This window comes from Luteimonas sp. MC1750 (assembly GCF_016615955.1).
Lineage (GTDB): Bacteria > Pseudomonadota > Gammaproteobacteria > Xanthomonadales > Xanthomonadaceae > Luteimonas.
In genome coordinates, this window is record NZ_CP067113.1 from 2,908,780 (window position 1) to 2,922,732 (window position 13,953).

General features: G+C 72.9%; 16 protein-coding genes. 11 read left to right on the top strand and 5 right to left on the bottom strand.

Going from position 1 to position 13,953, the window contains the following annotated elements:
• Positions 1-115: 115 nt before the first annotated feature.
• Positions 116-331 (bottom strand): YdcH family protein, encoded by a 216-nt coding sequence (locus JGR68_RS13620; protein WP_199362554.1) that lies wholly within the window; start codon positions 329-331, stop codon positions 116-118.
• A 42-nt stretch (positions 332-373) separates the two neighbouring features.
• On the opposite strand from JGR68_RS13620, the gene ttcA reads away from it, so the two are divergent.
• The 4 genes from ttcA (at position 374) to JGR68_RS13640 (ending at position 3,700) form a co-directional block, all read left to right on the top strand.
• A complete protein-coding gene (ttcA, locus tag JGR68_RS13625) occupies positions 374-1,276 on the top strand; it encodes a tRNA 2-thiocytidine(32) synthetase TtcA (RefSeq protein WP_199362555.1) in 903 nt (300 codons plus the stop codon).
• A gap of 127 nt (positions 1,277-1,403) precedes the next feature.
• Positions 1,404-2,309, top strand: coding sequence for a recombination-associated protein RdgC (locus JGR68_RS13630; RefSeq protein ID WP_199362556.1), 906 nt, complete (start codon positions 1,404-1,406; stop codon positions 2,307-2,309).
• A 37-nt stretch (positions 2,310-2,346) separates the two neighbouring features.
• Positions 2,347-3,150 carry a SprT family zinc-dependent metalloprotease gene (locus JGR68_RS13635; RefSeq protein ID WP_199362557.1) on the top strand — a complete coding sequence of 268 codons (804 nt, stop codon included), beginning with the start codon at positions 2,347-2,349 and terminating at the stop codon, positions 3,148-3,150.
• A 43-nt stretch (positions 3,151-3,193) separates the two neighbouring features.
• Entirely contained in the window at positions 3,194-3,700 is a 507-nt protein-coding gene (locus tag JGR68_RS13640) for a hypothetical protein (protein ID WP_199362558.1), read from the top strand.
• A gap of 41 nt (positions 3,701-3,741) precedes the next feature.
• Here JGR68_RS13640 and JGR68_RS13645 read toward each other — a convergent pair whose 3' ends face one another.
• Positions 3,742-4,587, bottom strand: coding sequence for an alpha/beta hydrolase (locus tag JGR68_RS13645; protein WP_199362672.1), 846 nt, complete (start codon positions 4,585-4,587; stop codon positions 3,742-3,744).
• Positions 4,584-5,537: a ferrochelatase gene (gene hemH, locus JGR68_RS13650; protein ID WP_199362559.1), complete on the bottom strand. Its 954-nt coding sequence runs from the start codon at positions 5,535-5,537 to the stop codon at positions 4,584-4,586. The genes JGR68_RS13645 and hemH overlap by 4 nt, the downstream gene beginning before the upstream one ends.
• 226 nt (positions 5,538-5,763) lie before the next feature.
• On the opposite strand from hemH, the gene JGR68_RS13655 reads away from it, so the two are divergent.
• The 5 genes from JGR68_RS13655 to JGR68_RS13675 all read left to right on the top strand — a co-directional run bounded on the left by JGR68_RS13655 (position 5,764) and on the right by JGR68_RS13675 (position 8,925).
• The gene (locus tag JGR68_RS13655) at positions 5,764-6,678 is read left to right on the top strand and encodes a lipid-binding SYLF domain-containing protein (RefSeq protein WP_199362673.1); all 915 of its coding nucleotides are present in this window, start codon (positions 5,764-5,766) and stop codon (positions 6,676-6,678) included.
• Positions 6,679-6,753: 75 nt separating this feature from the next.
• Positions 6,754-6,975: a Sec-independent protein translocase subunit TatA gene (gene tatA / locus JGR68_RS13660; RefSeq protein WP_199362560.1), complete on the top strand. Its 222-nt coding sequence runs from the start codon at positions 6,754-6,756 to the stop codon at positions 6,973-6,975.
• A 21-nt stretch (positions 6,976-6,996) separates the two neighbouring features.
• Positions 6,997-7,455, top strand: coding sequence for a Sec-independent protein translocase protein TatB (gene tatB / locus JGR68_RS13665; protein ID WP_199362561.1), 459 nt, complete (start codon positions 6,997-6,999; stop codon positions 7,453-7,455).
• Positions 7,442-8,194: a twin-arginine translocase subunit TatC gene (gene tatC, locus JGR68_RS13670; protein ID WP_199362562.1), complete on the top strand. Its 753-nt coding sequence runs from the start codon at positions 7,442-7,444 to the stop codon at positions 8,192-8,194. Before tatB ends, tatC begins: the two co-directional genes overlap by 14 nt.
• Entirely contained in the window at positions 8,194-8,925 is a 732-nt protein-coding gene (locus JGR68_RS13675; protein WP_199362563.1) for an RDD family protein, read from the top strand. The genes tatC and JGR68_RS13675 overlap by 1 nt, the downstream gene beginning before the upstream one ends.
• 40 nt (positions 8,926-8,965) lie before the next feature.
• On the opposite strand, the gene JGR68_RS13680 is transcribed toward JGR68_RS13675, so the two are convergent.
• Positions 8,966-9,877, bottom strand: a complete 912-nt coding sequence (locus tag JGR68_RS13680) for a hypothetical protein (RefSeq protein WP_199362564.1) — start codon at positions 9,875-9,877, stop codon at positions 8,966-8,968.
• A gap of 64 nt (positions 9,878-9,941) precedes the next feature.
• Entirely contained in the window at positions 9,942-10,670 is a 729-nt protein-coding gene (locus JGR68_RS13685) for a glutamine amidotransferase (protein WP_199362565.1), read from the bottom strand.
• Positions 10,671-10,782: 112 nt separating this feature from the next.
• On the opposite strand from JGR68_RS13685, the gene glyQ reads away from it, so the two are divergent.
• Both glyQ and glyS read left to right on the top strand, forming a co-directional pair.
• A complete protein-coding gene (gene glyQ / locus JGR68_RS13690) occupies positions 10,783-11,694 on the top strand; it encodes a glycine--tRNA ligase subunit alpha (protein WP_199362566.1) in 912 nt (303 codons plus the stop codon).
• A 15-nt stretch (positions 11,695-11,709) separates the two neighbouring features.
• Entirely contained in the window at positions 11,710-13,824 is a 2,115-nt protein-coding gene (gene glyS / locus JGR68_RS13695; RefSeq protein WP_199362567.1) for a glycine--tRNA ligase subunit beta, read from the top strand.
• Positions 13,825-13,953: the final 129 nt, after the last annotated feature.

The window sequence follows — 13,953 nt, forward strand, 5'->3', positions numbered from 1 at the left end:
ACATCGCGGCGCGCAGGCCCGGCTCCGTTGCCAACGCGCCGGGGCCACGCCAGCGGCCAGCGCAGGTGACGCCGGCTGGCCGGGGCGGCGGGCGACCGCTTGTGCGGGCCGGCGCTTAGGCCGGTTCGTCGGGAATCATCGCCGACTCCACGCGCTCCATGGCGTCCTTGAGCTGCAGCTTGCGCCGCTTCAGGCGCTTGACCATCAGCTCGTCGGCGCCGGGATCGCGCTGCAGCCGGGCGACCGCGGCGTCGAGGTCGCGGTGTTCGGTCCGGAGCGCCTGCAGCCGCGCGCTCAGGCGCGCCTGCTCCGCTGGGTCGAAGCTGGGCATGCGGCGAGGGTACACGCTGTCGCGGGCGGCTAAAATACGCGCATGAGCATCGTCCTGCCCCTCGCCGAACCCGCGCCCCGCGCGCACCGCGCCTCGCACGAGGCGCAGCGCCTGGGCAAGCGGCTGCGCCACCAGGTCGGCCGGGCCGTCGCCGACTTCGGCATGATCGAGGACGGCGACCGGGTGATGGTCTGCCTGTCCGGCGGCAAGGACAGCTACACCATGCTCGACGTGCTGCTGCAGCTGCAGAAGAAGGCGCCGGTGTCGTTCTCGCTGACCGCGGTGAACCTGGACCAGAAACAGCCGGGCTTCCCGGAGCACGTGCTGCCCGACTACCTGCGCTCGCTCGGCGTCGACTTCCACATCATCGAGCAGGACACCTACTCGGTCGTCTCGCGCGTGGTCCCCGAAGGCAAGACCATGTGCTCGCTGTGCTCGCGCCTGCGCCGCGGCGCGCTGTACACCTGGGCCGCCGAGCACGGCTACACCCGGATCGCGCTGGGCCACCACCGCGACGACATGGTGGCCACGTTCTTCCTCAACCTGTTTTTCCACGCCAAGCTCAGCGCGATGCCGCCGAAGCTGCTGTCCGATGACGGGCGCCACGTGGTCATCCGGCCGCTCGCCTACGTGCGCGAGGACGACATCGCCGCCTATGCCGAGGCCAGGGCGTTCCCGATCATCCCCTGCAACCTCTGCGGCTCGCAGGAGAACCTGCAGCGCAAGCAGGTGCAGAGGATGATGCGCGACTGGGAGCGCGAGACACCCGGGCGCATCGAGCAGATCGCCCGCGCGCTGGGCGACGTCCGGCCCTCGCAGCTCGCGGATCCGAAGCTCTTCGACTTCCTCGGCCTCGGCCATCGCGACGCGGCGGCGGTCGCCGACGCTCACGACTGGCTGGCCGGCGAGCCCCACGACGCGCCGCGCGCCGGCGACGCCGCCTGATGCCCGGCCCGGCAGCACACCCGCCCGCACGCGCGGGACGCCGCTGCGTCCGCGCATCGCGCACATGACCTGATCCGCGCGCCGTCCCACGCGCGCCTCCCATCCCGACCACAAGGCTTCCTCCCCCATGTTCTTCCGCAACCTGACCCTGTTCCGCTTTCCCGTCTCGCTCGACCTCGAAGGCCTCGAGGAGGCCCTGGCCACCCATCCGCTCAAGCCGGTCGGCCCGCTCGAGCTGTCCTCGCGCGGATTCGTGCCCGCGCTGGGCCGCGACTCCGAGGCCTACTCGCACCGCATCGGCGACGCCGCGTGGGTGGCGGTGGGCGGCGAGGACCGCCTGCTGCCGGCCGCGGTGGTCAACGACATGCTCGCGCGCAAGCTCGAGGAGGCCGAGGAGCGCGAAGGGCGCCGCCCCGGCGGCCGCGCGCGCAAGCGGATGAAGGACGAGCTCGTGCACGAGCTCCTGCCGCGCGCCTTCGTCCGTCCCTCGCGCACCGACGCCCTGCTCGACCTCAAGCACGGCCTGTGCATCGTCGACTCCTCCTCGCGCAAGAGCGCCGAGGCGGTGGTGTCGGCGCTGCGCCAAGCGCTGGGCAGCTTCCCCGCGCTGCCGGCCAATGCCGAAGTCGCGCCGCGCAGCGTGCTGACCGGCTGGATCGCCGGCGAGCCGCTGCCCGAAGGCCTGTCGCTTGGCGAGGAGTGCGAGCTCAAGGACGGCAACGACACCGGCGCGATCGTGAAGTGCCAGCGCCAGGACCTCGGCAGCGAGGAGATCACCCACCACCTCGAGGCCGGAAAGCAGGTCACGAAACTCGCGCTGGAGCTCGACGACCACGTGTCCTTCGTGCTCGGCGAAGACCTGGTGGTGCGCAAGCTGAAGTTCCTCGACGGCGCCGTCGACCAGCTCGAAGGCGGCGACCGCGACGACATGCGCGCCGAACTCGACGCGCGCTTCTCGCTGATGTCGGCCGAAGTGCGCAGGCTGTTCGAGATCCTCGAGCCGTCGCTGAAGCTGTCGCGCGTGGATGCCTGATCACTTGCGCGTGGACGGCGCGCTGTAGAATCGCCGCATGTCGTCCCTGCTGCGCCTGCTGCTCACGAAGTCCGAAGCGCCGGGCACCCGCAACATCACGCGCGACACCGTCGCGCTTGCCCTGGACGATGGCAGCGAGGTCGAGGTGGTGCGCGTGCGCGATCCGCGCGCGCGCCGGCTGCGCCTGTCGGTCGACGAACGCGGCGCGCGGCTGACGCTGCCGCCGCGCGCGAGCGCGATCTCCGGCACGCGCTTCCTCGAACAGCACCGCGACTGGCTGGCCGCGCAGCTGCGCGCGCACGCCATCGACGACCTGGTGATGCCGCTCGAGCGCGGCGTGACCCCGGCCCTGCCGCTGCGCGGGGTGATGCAGCCGCTGCGCTGGGAGGCCGGCCGCTTCGCGTGCGTGGCGCGCGACGGCGACCAGCTGGTGTTCCGCCACACCGGCCGCGGTGGCGACGCGGCGCTGCGGCGCGCCCTGCGCGATTTCTACGAGGGCGAGGCGCGCGCCGACATCGGCGCCTGGCTGCCGCGCTACCTGCCGACCCTGCCGCGCGCGCCGGCGCGCATCCGGGTCAAGGCGATGTCGTCGCAGTGGGGCTCGCTCGCGCCCGACGGCACGCTCGCACTGGACCTGTCGCTGGTGCTCGGCCGGCCGTCGGCCTTCGAGTACGTGCTGGTCCACGAGCTCTGCCACCTGCTGCATGCCGACCATTCGCCGGCGTTCTGGGCGCAGGTCGAGGCGCGCTTCCCGCAGTGGCGCGACGAGCGCGACTGGTTCCGGGTCCACGGTCGCCGGCTCAAGGCGATGCTGCGGCAGCTGTCCGGTCCGACAGGTTGAGGGCGTTGTACCGGTCAGGCACCTGCCACCGGGTTCGATCCCTATGCGCCATCCCACGCCTCTCCTGATCCTGGCCGGCTGCGGGCTCCTGGCCGCGTCCGGCTGCCATCGCGCCGCCGACGCCGCAACCGAGGTCGCGATCGAGCGCGCCAGCGGACAGAAGGTGAGCGTGGATCGGGACGGCGAGCGCATGCGCATCGCGACCGCGGGCGGCCACGTCGCCATCGCGACCGGTGACGGCATCGCGCTGCCAGCGGACTTCCCGGACGACCTGTTCCTGCCGCCCAGCTACGGCGTCACCAGCGTGATGGACGTGGGTGGCGCGCGCCTGGTCAGCCTGGAGGCCGACGGCGCGGTGGCGACGATGTTCGAGACCGCGCGCACGGCGATGGCCGGCAAGGGCTGGGCGCAGACGCTGGCGATGCAGCAGGCCGACAGCGCGATGCTCGGCTTCAGCCATGGCCCGCGCGAGGCCACCTACACCTTCACCCGCCACGCCGGCGGACCGCTGCTGGTCGGCATCCAGCTGCGCGACAGCACCCGCCAGTAGCCGCTACACGCCTCGCCCCGCGGGCGTCATCCCTGCGTGCGTCATCCCTGAAGGAACGCGCCGACCACGGCGGCCACCTCGGCCGGCTGCTCCATGTGCAGGTGGTGGCCACCGGCCATCACCACCAGATCGCCCGCCGGCAGCAGCGCGGCGCGCGCGCGGCGCACCGCATCGGGCAGGTAGGGCTGGGCCGGATCGGCGAACAGCACCCTGGCCGGGCAGGTGATGCCAGCCACCAGGTCCTCGACCTGCGCCTCGGTCATGCGGACCATGGTCGGCAGGGTCAGGCGCGGATCGCTGCTCCAGCGCCAGCCGCCCTCGACCGCCTCGGTACCGCGCTCGACCAGCAGCCGGGCAACCGCCTCGTCGAGGCCGTTGGCCTGCATGCGCGCGCGGACCGCCAGCTCGAGGTCCGGGAACACGCGCAGGCGCTTGCCGGGCAGGGCACGGGTGGCCTCGACCGCCTGGCGCAGGCGCTCCACCGTGCGTTCGGGCACCTCGGCCAGCGCGCCCAGGGCCTCGATCGCGACCAGCCGCTGCACGCGCGCCGGGCAGGCCGCGGCGACCAGGCTGGCGATGCCGGCGCCCATCGAGTGACCGAGCAGGGCGAAGTGCTCCCAGCCCAGCGCATCGGCGATATCGAGCACGCCGTGCACCGCGCCGGCGAAGGAATAGTCCATGCCGCGCGGCAGATGGTCGCTGCGGCCATGGCCGGGCAGGTCCGGGACCACCAGGTCGAGACCCGGCAGGAACGGCGCCAGCGGCGCGAAGCTCGCGGCGTTGTCGAGCCAGCCGTGCAGGGCCAGCACCCGCGGCGCGCCCTCGGCGCCGGCGCGCAGCCCGCGCACCGTGCCGCCCGGGAGCGCCAGCTCGAAGCCGCGGGTCAGGCCCACGCGGCGAATTCGCGCTGCGCCAGGGCCGCGATCGCGCGCGCATGCGCGGGATCGTCATTGAGGCAGGGGATGTAGGACAGCGTCTCGCCGCCGGCCTCGCGGAAGAATTCCGCGTTCTGCATCGAGATCTCCTCCAGGGTCTCCAGGCAGTCGGCCGAGAACCCCGGGCAGACGACATCGATGCGCCGGATGCCTTCGGCCGGCAGCGCGCGCACCGTGGCATCGGTGGCTGGCGACAGCCACTTGCCGCCGCCGAAGCGCGACTGGAAGGTCAGCTGCCACTCGCCCTCGCCGAGCCCCAGCGCGGCGGCGATCGCCTGCGCGCTGGCATGGCACTGGCGCTCGTAGGGATCGCCCTTGTCGACCAGGCGCTGCGGGATGCCGTGGAAGGAGAACAGCAGCCGCTGGCCGCGTCCGTGCTGGTCCCAGTGGCGGCGGATCGAGCCGGCCACGGCGTCCACCCAGCCCGGATCGACGTGGTAGTCCTCGATCATGCGCGCGGCGGGCAGCTCGCGCCCGATGACGTCCGCCACCGACGCGGTCGTGGTGGTCGAGTACTGCGGGTACACCGGCAGCACCAGGACGCGCGCGCCGCCGGCGCGCAGCTCGCGCAGCCGCCGCGTCAGCGCCGGCTCGCCATAGCGCATCACGTGTTCGACGTGCACGCCGGGCATCAGCGGCTGCACCGCCGCGGCCAGCCGGCGCGTGTGCACCTCGAGCGGCGAGCCGCCGTCCATCCAGATCTCGGCATAGTTGTGCGCGACCCGGCGCGAGCGCAGCGGCAGCACCACCAGCCGCAGCAGCGGCAGCCAGAACAGCCGCGGCAGCTGCACCACGCGGGGATCGGCCAGGAACTCGCCGAGGTAGCGCGAGACCGCCTCCGCGGTCGGCGCCGAGGGTGTGCCGAGGTTGGCGAGCAACAGGACGTCGCGGGAAGCAGGCATGGAGTCGGTCATCGGTCAGCGGGCTGGCGTCGGCGAGCGTTGCCGCAAGTGTACGGAGGCGCGCGCGGCCACGCCCGCGACGACGATGAAACGGTGAGGCTCATGGCCGATTCATCGCGCCGCGCCTAGCCTCAACGCGCCGCACCGCGGTCGACAGCGCGCGCTTCGCGCCGCATCCTCATACGCATCCGTCCGTCCGGAGTCCCACATGACCGCCAAGCGCCACCTGCTCCGCCTGCCCGTCCTGGCCACTGCGCTGTCCCTCGCGCTCGCCGCCGCGCCCGCCGCCGCCGGTCCCCGCGAGGACGCGCGCGCGGTCAACGCGGTGCGCGTGCTCACCGACATCCAGGCGATCCCGGAGTCGGCGATCCCGGAAAAGCTCTTCGACGAGGCGCGCGCGATCGTCGTCGTGCCCGACACCATCAAGGCCGGCCTGGTCATCGGTGGCCGCCGCGGCCACGGCATGATGTCGGTGAAGAACCCCGATGGCACGTGGTCGAACCCGAGCTTCGTCAAGCTCACCGGCGGCAGCATCGGCCTGCAGGCCGGCGTGCAGTCGGCCGACGTGGTGCTGGTGTTCCGCAGCGACCGCGGGCTGGAATCGATCGTCAACGGCAAGTTCACCCTGGGCGCGGATGCCGCGGTCGCCGCCGGCCCGGTCGGCCGCAACGCGTCCACCGCCACCGACGGCGAGCTCAAGGCCGAGATCTGGTCCTGGTCGCGCGCCCGCGGCCTGTTCGCGGGCATCGCGCTCGACGGCGCGGTCCTGTCGATCGACGACGCGGCCAACGAGGCCGCCTACGGCCGCGACACCACGCCGCGGATGATCTTCGAAGGTCGCGCGAACGGGCAGCCCTCCACGCCGGTGGTCGAATTCCGCGACAGCCTGGAGGAAGCCACCGCGCTGGCACGCGCCAACCGCGGCACCGAGGGCACGGCCGCGCGCGCCCGCACCCGCGTGGCGGCGACGCCCGCACCCGCTCCCGCGCAGGGCGCGACGGTGGAAACCTCGCCGATCGGCACCGGCACGACGCCGGCCCAGGGCCCCGGCGCCTTCGAGCCGGTCGACGGAACGCAGGTGACCTCCGAGCCGCTGCCGGCCGACAACCTGCCGGCGCCGCTGCCCGATCCCATCGACTGAGGCACCCGTCGCCCGCGATCCGGTCGCGGGTGACTTGCTATCCTGAGCCCCCGAACACATCCAGGTACCGCGGCAATGGGCAGTTTCAGCATCTGGCATTGGATCATCGTCCTGGTGGTCGTGCTGCTGATCTTCGGCACCAAGCGCCTGCGCGGCGCCGGTCGCGACCTTGGCGAGGCGGTGAAGGGCTTCAAGAAGGGCATGGCGGACGACGACACCCCCGCCGGCCAGCTCGGCGACCAGTCCCGCGAGGGCGAGCGCAAGGCCGAGCGCGACAGCGACTCCGTCGAGCGCTGATCCCGGGCGCGGCGTCCGGGCATGTTCGACCTCGGCTTCGGCGAACTGCTGATGATCGCCCTGGTGGCGCTCGTGGTCCTCGGACCCGAGCGCCTGCCGAAGGCCGCGCGCTTCGCCGGCCTGTGGGTGCGGCGCGCACGCGCGCAGTGGTACTCGGTGCGCTCCGAGCTGGAGCGCGAGCTGGCGGCCGAGGAGCTCAAGCGCAATCTGGATTCGGTGCGCAGCTCCGCCACCGATTTCGAGCGCCAGGCGCGCAGCGCGGTCGACGACCTGGACGCCGGCGTGCGCAAGGCCGACGCTGACGCCCGCAAGGGCTTCAGGGCGCTGCGCGACGATCTCGCCGGCGAGCGGGCGGCGCCGGACGCGCCCACCGCGGGCGAAGGCGCAGGATCCGGCACCGCCGCCGTGCAGGAACCTTCGGGCACGCCCGCCGGCGATTCCACGCCCGCAGCCGACGGAGACGCCGATGGCCGGGGCTGACGGCGAAGGCAACATCTTCGACCACCTGCTCGAGCTGCGCTCGCGCATCCTGCGCGGGCTCGTGGGCCTGGGCGTGGTGCTGGCCGCGCTGCTGCCCTTCGCCAACACCCTCTACACCCGCCTGTCGCAGCCGCTGGTCGACAAGCTGCCCGCGGGCGCGCAGCTGATCGCGGTCGAGGTCGCGTCGCCGTTCTTCGCGCCGCTCAAGCTGGCGTTCTTCGCCGCGCTGGTGCTGAGCATGCCGTGGCTGCTCTACCAGGCCTGGGCCTTCGTCGCGCCGGGACTCTACCGGCGCGAGAAGCGCCTGGCGTTTCCGCTGCTGGCGAGCTCGCTGCTGCTGTTCTACGCCGGCTGCGCCTTCGCCTTCTTCGTGGTGCTGCCCTCGGTGTTCGGCTTCCTCACCATGGTCACGCCCGAAGGCGTGGCGATGATGACCGACATCAACGCCTACCTCGACTTCGTGCTGGTGATCTTCCTCGCGTTCGGCCTGAGCTTCGAGCTGCCGGTGGCGCTGGTGATCCTGGTGCTGATGGGCTGGGTGACGCCGGCGCAGCTGCGCGAGGCGCGCGGCTACGCGATCGTCGGCATCTTCATCCTGGCGGCGATCATCACGCCCCCGGACGTGATCTCGCAGCTGATGCTGGCGATCCCGATGTGCCTGCTGTACGAGGCGGGGATCATCGCCGCGCGGATGCTGTCGCGGCGCGAGCCCGCCGCCGGCACCGCCGGCCCGGACTGATGCGTCCCGCCGGCTTCTGGCGACGCGGCGCAGCGTGGTCGCTGGATGCGCTGCCCGTCGGCCTGGCGACGCTGGCGCTGTGCGTCGGGTCGATGCGCCCGGCGTCGGGCGCCCTGGCCGCGGCGTGGAGCGTGCTGGTGGACGCCTTGGCGCAGCGCATGGCGGGCGTGGTCAGCGGCGCGATGGCGACCGGTGCAGGTGCGGACGCGGCTTCCGGCGCCGGCGCGCTGCTGGCATTGACGCGCGGTGCGCTGCGCGATCCGGCGCTGCTCGCCGCGGCGCGCGACGTGCAGGCGGCGCTGGCCGCGCTCGCGGTCCCGCCGCTCGCGGTGTTCGCGGCGCTGTTCCTCGCCTGGTGCGTGGGCTTCGAAGGCTCGTCGCTGCGCGCGACGCCCGGCAAGCGCGCGCTGGGCCTGCGCGTGGCCACCGTGGCCGGGGGCGATGCCGCGACCGGACGCCTGCTGCTGCGCTTCCTGGCCGGGACGCTGTCATGGCTGAGCCTCAACGTCGGCCACCTGCTGGCCGCCATCCCGCCGGCACATGCGGCACTGCACGACCGCCTCAGTGCGACGCGCGTGGTCCTGGCGGCGGATGCGCCGTCAACGATGCCGCGCTGGGCACGCGCCTGGCTGTGGCTCCTGGCCGCCGCGCTTCTGCTGGCCACCGCCTGGGCGGCGGCGGCCATGGGCGCGGCCATGCAGGCCGCGCTGGATCGCGCGCTCCGGGGCTGAGCCCGGGGCGGCGGTCGGACGAAACGCCCGGCCGCGGGCGTCAGACGGCGACGCGGGTGCCGTCGTCGCGGCCGGCGCTCTCGCCGTCGCCGCAGATGTCGCGCCACATGGCGTACATCACGCCGAAGCTCACCACGATCATCACCAGCACCAGCAGCAGGTAGACCGGGATCCCGACCACCACGGCGATGATCATCGCCGTGGTGCTGCCTCCGGCGAGGCCGCCGAACAGCACCGCCAGCAGGCCGACCACCATGCCGATCACCAGCATCGCCACCAGGCCCAGCAGCATCAGCACCACCAGCGGCAGCACGTTGCGCACCGCGCCGGCGGCACCGTCGCCAAGCGCTCCGCCGATCCCGCGGTTGCGCAGCGCCACCTGGCCGAGCGCGATCGCCTGCGCGGCGTAGGTCAGCACGCCCACCACCATCACCACCGCCAGCATGCGGCCGAAGCCGGGCGGCATCTCGGCCATCTGGTCCGGCGTCACCGCCGTCGCCGAGGCCATGTTTTCGAGGTACCAGCGCCCGGCGTCGGGCGCGGCCAGCATCACGCCGCCCGCGATCAGCAGGTACTGCAGCAGCGCCAGCAGCACCAGGATCACCATCGCCTGCACCCAGGCGCTGCGATCGGAGAAGCCGGAGAAGACCTGGGTGGCGCTCGCGGGACGACCGGCCTCGACCGCGTCGATCAGCCGCAGGTAGCCCACCATCAGCGCGGCCATCAGCGCCAGCAGCGGCAGGGTCACCAGCAGGCTGCCCGCCAGCTGGGCGCCCATCCCCGCGGGCATCAGCATCGCCGCCAGGATGCTCAGGACCATCGCCGCGGCGAACACCACCACCAGCAGCAGGGCCGCGCCGCCGAAGATCGCCTTGGGGTTGCTTCCACCCAGGTTCACAGCGGCCATCAGCCAGCGCCAGCCGGCGGCCGGGCCCATCGTGCGTGTCGTCATCCCGTTCCCCGATTGCATGTGGTGTCAGCGTGGCGGCGCCACGCCGGCCATCGTACCCGATGGTTCAGGCGTGGCGACGCGCCCGGCGCACGAAGCGGCGCAGCACGCGGCGCGCGTCCGGCGCTGCGCGCACCGCGGCGTGGATCGCCGCGGCATCCTGCCCGCCGCGCTCCAGGTTGGCGGCGCGCGCGCGCACGTAGCCGCGCATGTGGTCGGCGCTGAACTCCGGATGGAACTGCACGCCCCAGGCCGACTCGCCCCAGCGGAAAGCATGGCGGTCGTCGAGCGTGGAGCTGGCCAGCACGATCGCGCCCTCCGGCGGGCGGATCACGCTCTGCAGGTGCGTGGCCTGCGCCTGGATGCGCGCGGGCAAGCCGGTGAACAGGGGATCTTCGCCGGCCGCGGGATGCAGTTCGAGGTCGACCGTGCCCATCTCGAGCCCGCGCGGATTGTCGGCGACCTCGCCGCCCAGGGCATGCGCCAGCAGCTGGTGGCCATAGCAGATGCCGAACAGTGGGGCGCCGCCGTGCGCGGCGTCGCGCAGCCAGTCGGCGGTGCGCTCGCTCCACGCTTCGCGGTCGCTGACCATGGCGCCCGAGCCGCTGACGATCACCCCGGCATGCTCGCCGTGTGCCGGCGGCGCATCGCCCGCCTGCACGTTCACCACCTCGACCTCGCCGCGCGCGAGTCCCGCGGCGGTGCGGATCCAGTGCGCGAAGCCGCCGTGGCGACGCATCGAAGGCACTGGCTGGCCGGTCTCGACGACGAGGAAGGGACGCGAGTTTCGGATCATCGACGACACCGGAAAGAAGCGCGCAGCCGCAAGGGCCGGGCGGAGGGCCCCGCTATACTAGCGCGTCCCCAATTCATGGCGCCGGCGTCCCCCTGGCCGGCCCGGAGCACGCATGACCGCACCCACCTTCCAGCAGCTGATCCAGCGGCTCAACGAATACTGGGCCGCGCAGGGCTGCGTGCTGATCCAGCCGCTCGACCTCGAGGTCGGTGCAGGCACCTTCCATCCCGCGACCTTCCTGCGCTCGATCGGGCCGGAGCCGTGGAACGCGGCCTACGTGCAGCCCTGCCGCCGCCCGACCGACGGCCGCTACGGCGAGAACCCCAACCGGCTGCAGCGCTACTACCAGTACCAGGTGGTGATGAAGCCTTCGCCCGACAACATCGTCGAGTTGTATTTCGAGTCGCTGAAGAGCCTGGGCGTCGACCCGCTGGTGCACGACCTGCGCCTGGTCGAGGACAACTGGGAATCCCCGACGCTCGGTGCCTGGGGCCTGGGCTGGGAGGTCTGGTTGAACGGCATGGAGGTGACCCAGTTCACCTGGTTCCAGCAGGCCGGCGGCATCGAGTGCCGCCCGGTGCTCGGCGAGATCACCTACGGCCTCGAGCGCCTGTGCATGTACCTGCAGAACGTCGACGACGTCTTCGACCTGGTCTGGACGCACGGCCCCGACGGCACGCCGGTGACCTATCGCGACGTCTACCACCAGAACGAGGTCGAGCAGAGCACGTACAACTTCGAGCACGCCGACGTCGCCGAACTCTTCCATCGCTTCGACGCCTGCGAGGCCGAGGCGCTGACATTGGTCGAACTCGGCCTGCCGCTGCCCGCCTACGAGCAGGTGATGAAGGCCAGCCACAGCTTCAACATGCTCGACGCGCGCCGCGCGATCAGCGTCACCGAGCGCCAGCGCTACATCCTGCGCGTGCGCAAGCTGTCGCAGGCCGTCGCCGAGGCCTACCACGCGCAGCGCGAAAAGCTCGGCTTCCCCGGCCTGCGCGGCGCGCCGGCCCACGCCGCCTGACCCCGGGGCCCCAAGATGACCGATACCGCACCGCTCCTGATCGAACTGGGCACCGACGAGCTGCCCGTCAACGCGCTGCCCGGCCTGGCCCGCGCCTTCCTCGACGGCGTGCGCGATGCACTGTCGCGCCGCGGCGTGGCCTTCGCCGATGGCGCGCGTCCGCTGTACACCCCGCGCCGGCTCACGGTGCTGCTCGATGGCGTGGCCGTCGCCCAGCCCGAGCAGTCCTCGGAGGTCCTCGGGCCCTACCTCAACATCGCCCTCGACGGCGACGGCCAGCCGACGCGCGCACTGCAGGGCTTCGCGCAGAAGGCCGGCGTCGAGTGGACGTCGCTTGAACGCACCCGCGACCAGAAGGGCGAGCGCTTCGTGCACCGCTCGGTCACGCCGGGCGCGGCCACCCGCGACCTGCTGCAGGCGGTGCTGGACGAAGCGATCGCGGCGATGCCGATCCCCAAGCCGATGCGCTGGGGCGCGCACGCGCACGCCTTCGCCCGGCCGGCGCACTGGCTGGTGGTGCTGCTGGGCGACGAGGTCGTGCCCGCGAGCGCCTTCGGCATCGCGTCCGACCGCATGAGCCGCGGCCACCGCTTCATGCACGACCGGCCGGTCTGGATCGGCACGCCCGCCGACTACGTCGACGGCCTGCGCGCCGCCAGGGTGCTGGTCGATCCCGAGGAGCGGCGCGACGCGATCGTCGAAGGCGTGCAGGCCGCGGCGACCGCCGGCGGCGGCGTGGCGCGCATCGAACCCGGCAACCTCGCCCAGGTGGAATGCCTGGTGGAATGGCCGCATGCCGTCGCCTGCTCGTTCGAGCCCGAGTTCCTCGCGGTCCCGCAGGAGGCGCTGGTGGCGACCATGGAGGCCAACCAGAAGTTCTTCCCGGTGCTCGACGCCGAGGGCCGGCTGTCCGAGCGCTTCATCGGCGTGGCCAACGTCGTGCCGCGCGACGAGACCGAAGTGCGCAAGGGCTACGAGCGCGTGATCCGCCCGCGCTTCGCCGACGCCAGGTTCTTCTTCGTCGAGGACATGAAGCAGGGACTGACGGGGATGAACGCCGGCCTCGCCGGCGTGACCTACCAGGCGAAGCTCGGCAGCGTGGCCGACAAGGCCGCGCGCGTGGCGAAGCTGGCCGAAGCGCTGGCGCCCGCCGTCGGCGTGGCTCCGGCGCTGGCCCGCGAGGCGGCGCTGCTGTCGAAGGCCGACCTGCAGTCGCGCATGGTCAACGAGTTCCCCGAGCTGCAGGGCATCGCCGGCCGCTACTACGCGATCCAGGATCCCGCCCTGGCCGGGCTGGCGCGCGAGGATCGCGAGGCGCTGGCGAACGCGCTCGACGAAGCCTGGCAGCCGCGCGGCGCGGGCGACGCGATCGCGCCGTCGCCGCTGGGCCGGCTGCTCGCGGTGGCCGAGCGCGTCGACACGCTGGCCGGCGGCTTTGCCGCGGGGCTCAGGCCCACCGGCAACAAGGACCCCTTCGCGCTGCGCCGCGCCGCGCTCGGACTTGCGCGGACGATCATCGAAGGCGGGCTCGAGCTCGACCTGCCCGCCACCCTCGCCGCCGCCATCGCCGCGCTGCCCGAGGCCGCGCGCCCGCAGGGTGACGCCGCGCGCACGCTGGCCACCGAGCTCTACGACTTCGTCCTCGACCGCCTGCGCGGGTATTACGCCGACCGCGGCGTGCCGACGCAGCACTTCAGTGCCGTCGCCGCACTGCGTCCGGCGTCGCTGGCGGATTTCGACCAGCGCATCGCGGCAATCGCCAGTTTCGCGAAGCTGCCCGAGGCCGAGGCGCTGGCCGCCGCCGACAAGCGCATTCGCAACATCCTGCGCAAGGCGGACGGCGTGGTGGCCGAGGACGTCGATACCGCGCTGCTGGTCGAGCCCGCCGAACGGGCGCTGTCGACCGCGGTCGAGGCGGCCTGGTCCGAGGCGGGTCCGGCGCTGGATCGCGGCGACTACGTGGCGGCGCTCGCGCGCCTGGCGCGCCTGCGGCCCGAGGTCGATGCCTTCTTCGACGCGGTGATGGTGAATGCCGAAGATCCGGCGCTGCGCAACAACCGCCTCGCCCTGCTCCAGCGGCTGGCGAAGCGCCTCGGCGCAGTGGCGGAACTCGGCCAGCTGTCGGCCTGAAGCCTCCGGATCCCCCGTGCACCACGCCGTGCTCCTGTAGGAGCCGCTATAGCGGCGATCGAATGCTCCGGTAACCCGATCGCCGCTGTAGCGGCTCCTGCAGTTCCGATCAGCGGGGGCGGGTCCAGG

Bases quoted from the DNA above. Each gene is read 5' to 3' on its own strand.
- JGR68_RS13620 (WP_199362554.1), bottom strand. From the start codon at position 331: ATGCCCAGCTTCGACCCAGCGGAGCAGGCGCGCCTGAGCGCGCGGCTG.
- ttcA (WP_199362555.1), top strand. From the start codon at position 374: ATGAGCATCGTCCTGCCCCTCGCCGAACCCGCGCCCCGCGCGCACCGC.
- JGR68_RS13630 (WP_199362556.1), top strand. From the start codon at position 1,404: ATGTTCTTCCGCAACCTGACCCTGTTCCGCTTTCCCGTCTCGCTCGAC.
- JGR68_RS13635 (WP_199362557.1), top strand. From the start codon at position 2,347: ATGTCGTCCCTGCTGCGCCTGCTGCTCACGAAGTCCGAAGCGCCGGGC.
- JGR68_RS13640 (WP_199362558.1), top strand. From the start codon at position 3,194: ATGCGCCATCCCACGCCTCTCCTGATCCTGGCCGGCTGCGGGCTCCTG.
- hemH (WP_199362559.1), bottom strand. From the start codon at position 5,537: ATGCCTGCTTCCCGCGACGTCCTGTTGCTCGCCAACCTCGGCACACCC.
- tatA (WP_199362560.1), top strand. From the start codon at position 6,754: ATGGGCAGTTTCAGCATCTGGCATTGGATCATCGTCCTGGTGGTCGTG.
- tatB (WP_199362561.1), top strand. From the start codon at position 6,997: ATGTTCGACCTCGGCTTCGGCGAACTGCTGATGATCGCCCTGGTGGCG.
- tatC (WP_199362562.1), top strand. From the start codon at position 7,442: ATGGCCGGGGCTGACGGCGAAGGCAACATCTTCGACCACCTGCTCGAG.
- JGR68_RS13675 (WP_199362563.1), top strand. From the start codon at position 8,194: ATGCGTCCCGCCGGCTTCTGGCGACGCGGCGCAGCGTGGTCGCTGGAT.
- JGR68_RS13680 (WP_199362564.1), bottom strand. From the start codon at position 9,877: ATGACGACACGCACGATGGGCCCGGCCGCCGGCTGGCGCTGGCTGATG.
- JGR68_RS13685 (WP_199362565.1), bottom strand. From the start codon at position 10,670: ATGATCCGAAACTCGCGTCCCTTCCTCGTCGTCGAGACCGGCCAGCCA.
- glyQ (WP_199362566.1), top strand. From the start codon at position 10,783: ATGACCGCACCCACCTTCCAGCAGCTGATCCAGCGGCTCAACGAATAC.
- glyS (WP_199362567.1), top strand. From the start codon at position 11,710: ATGACCGATACCGCACCGCTCCTGATCGAACTGGGCACCGACGAGCTG.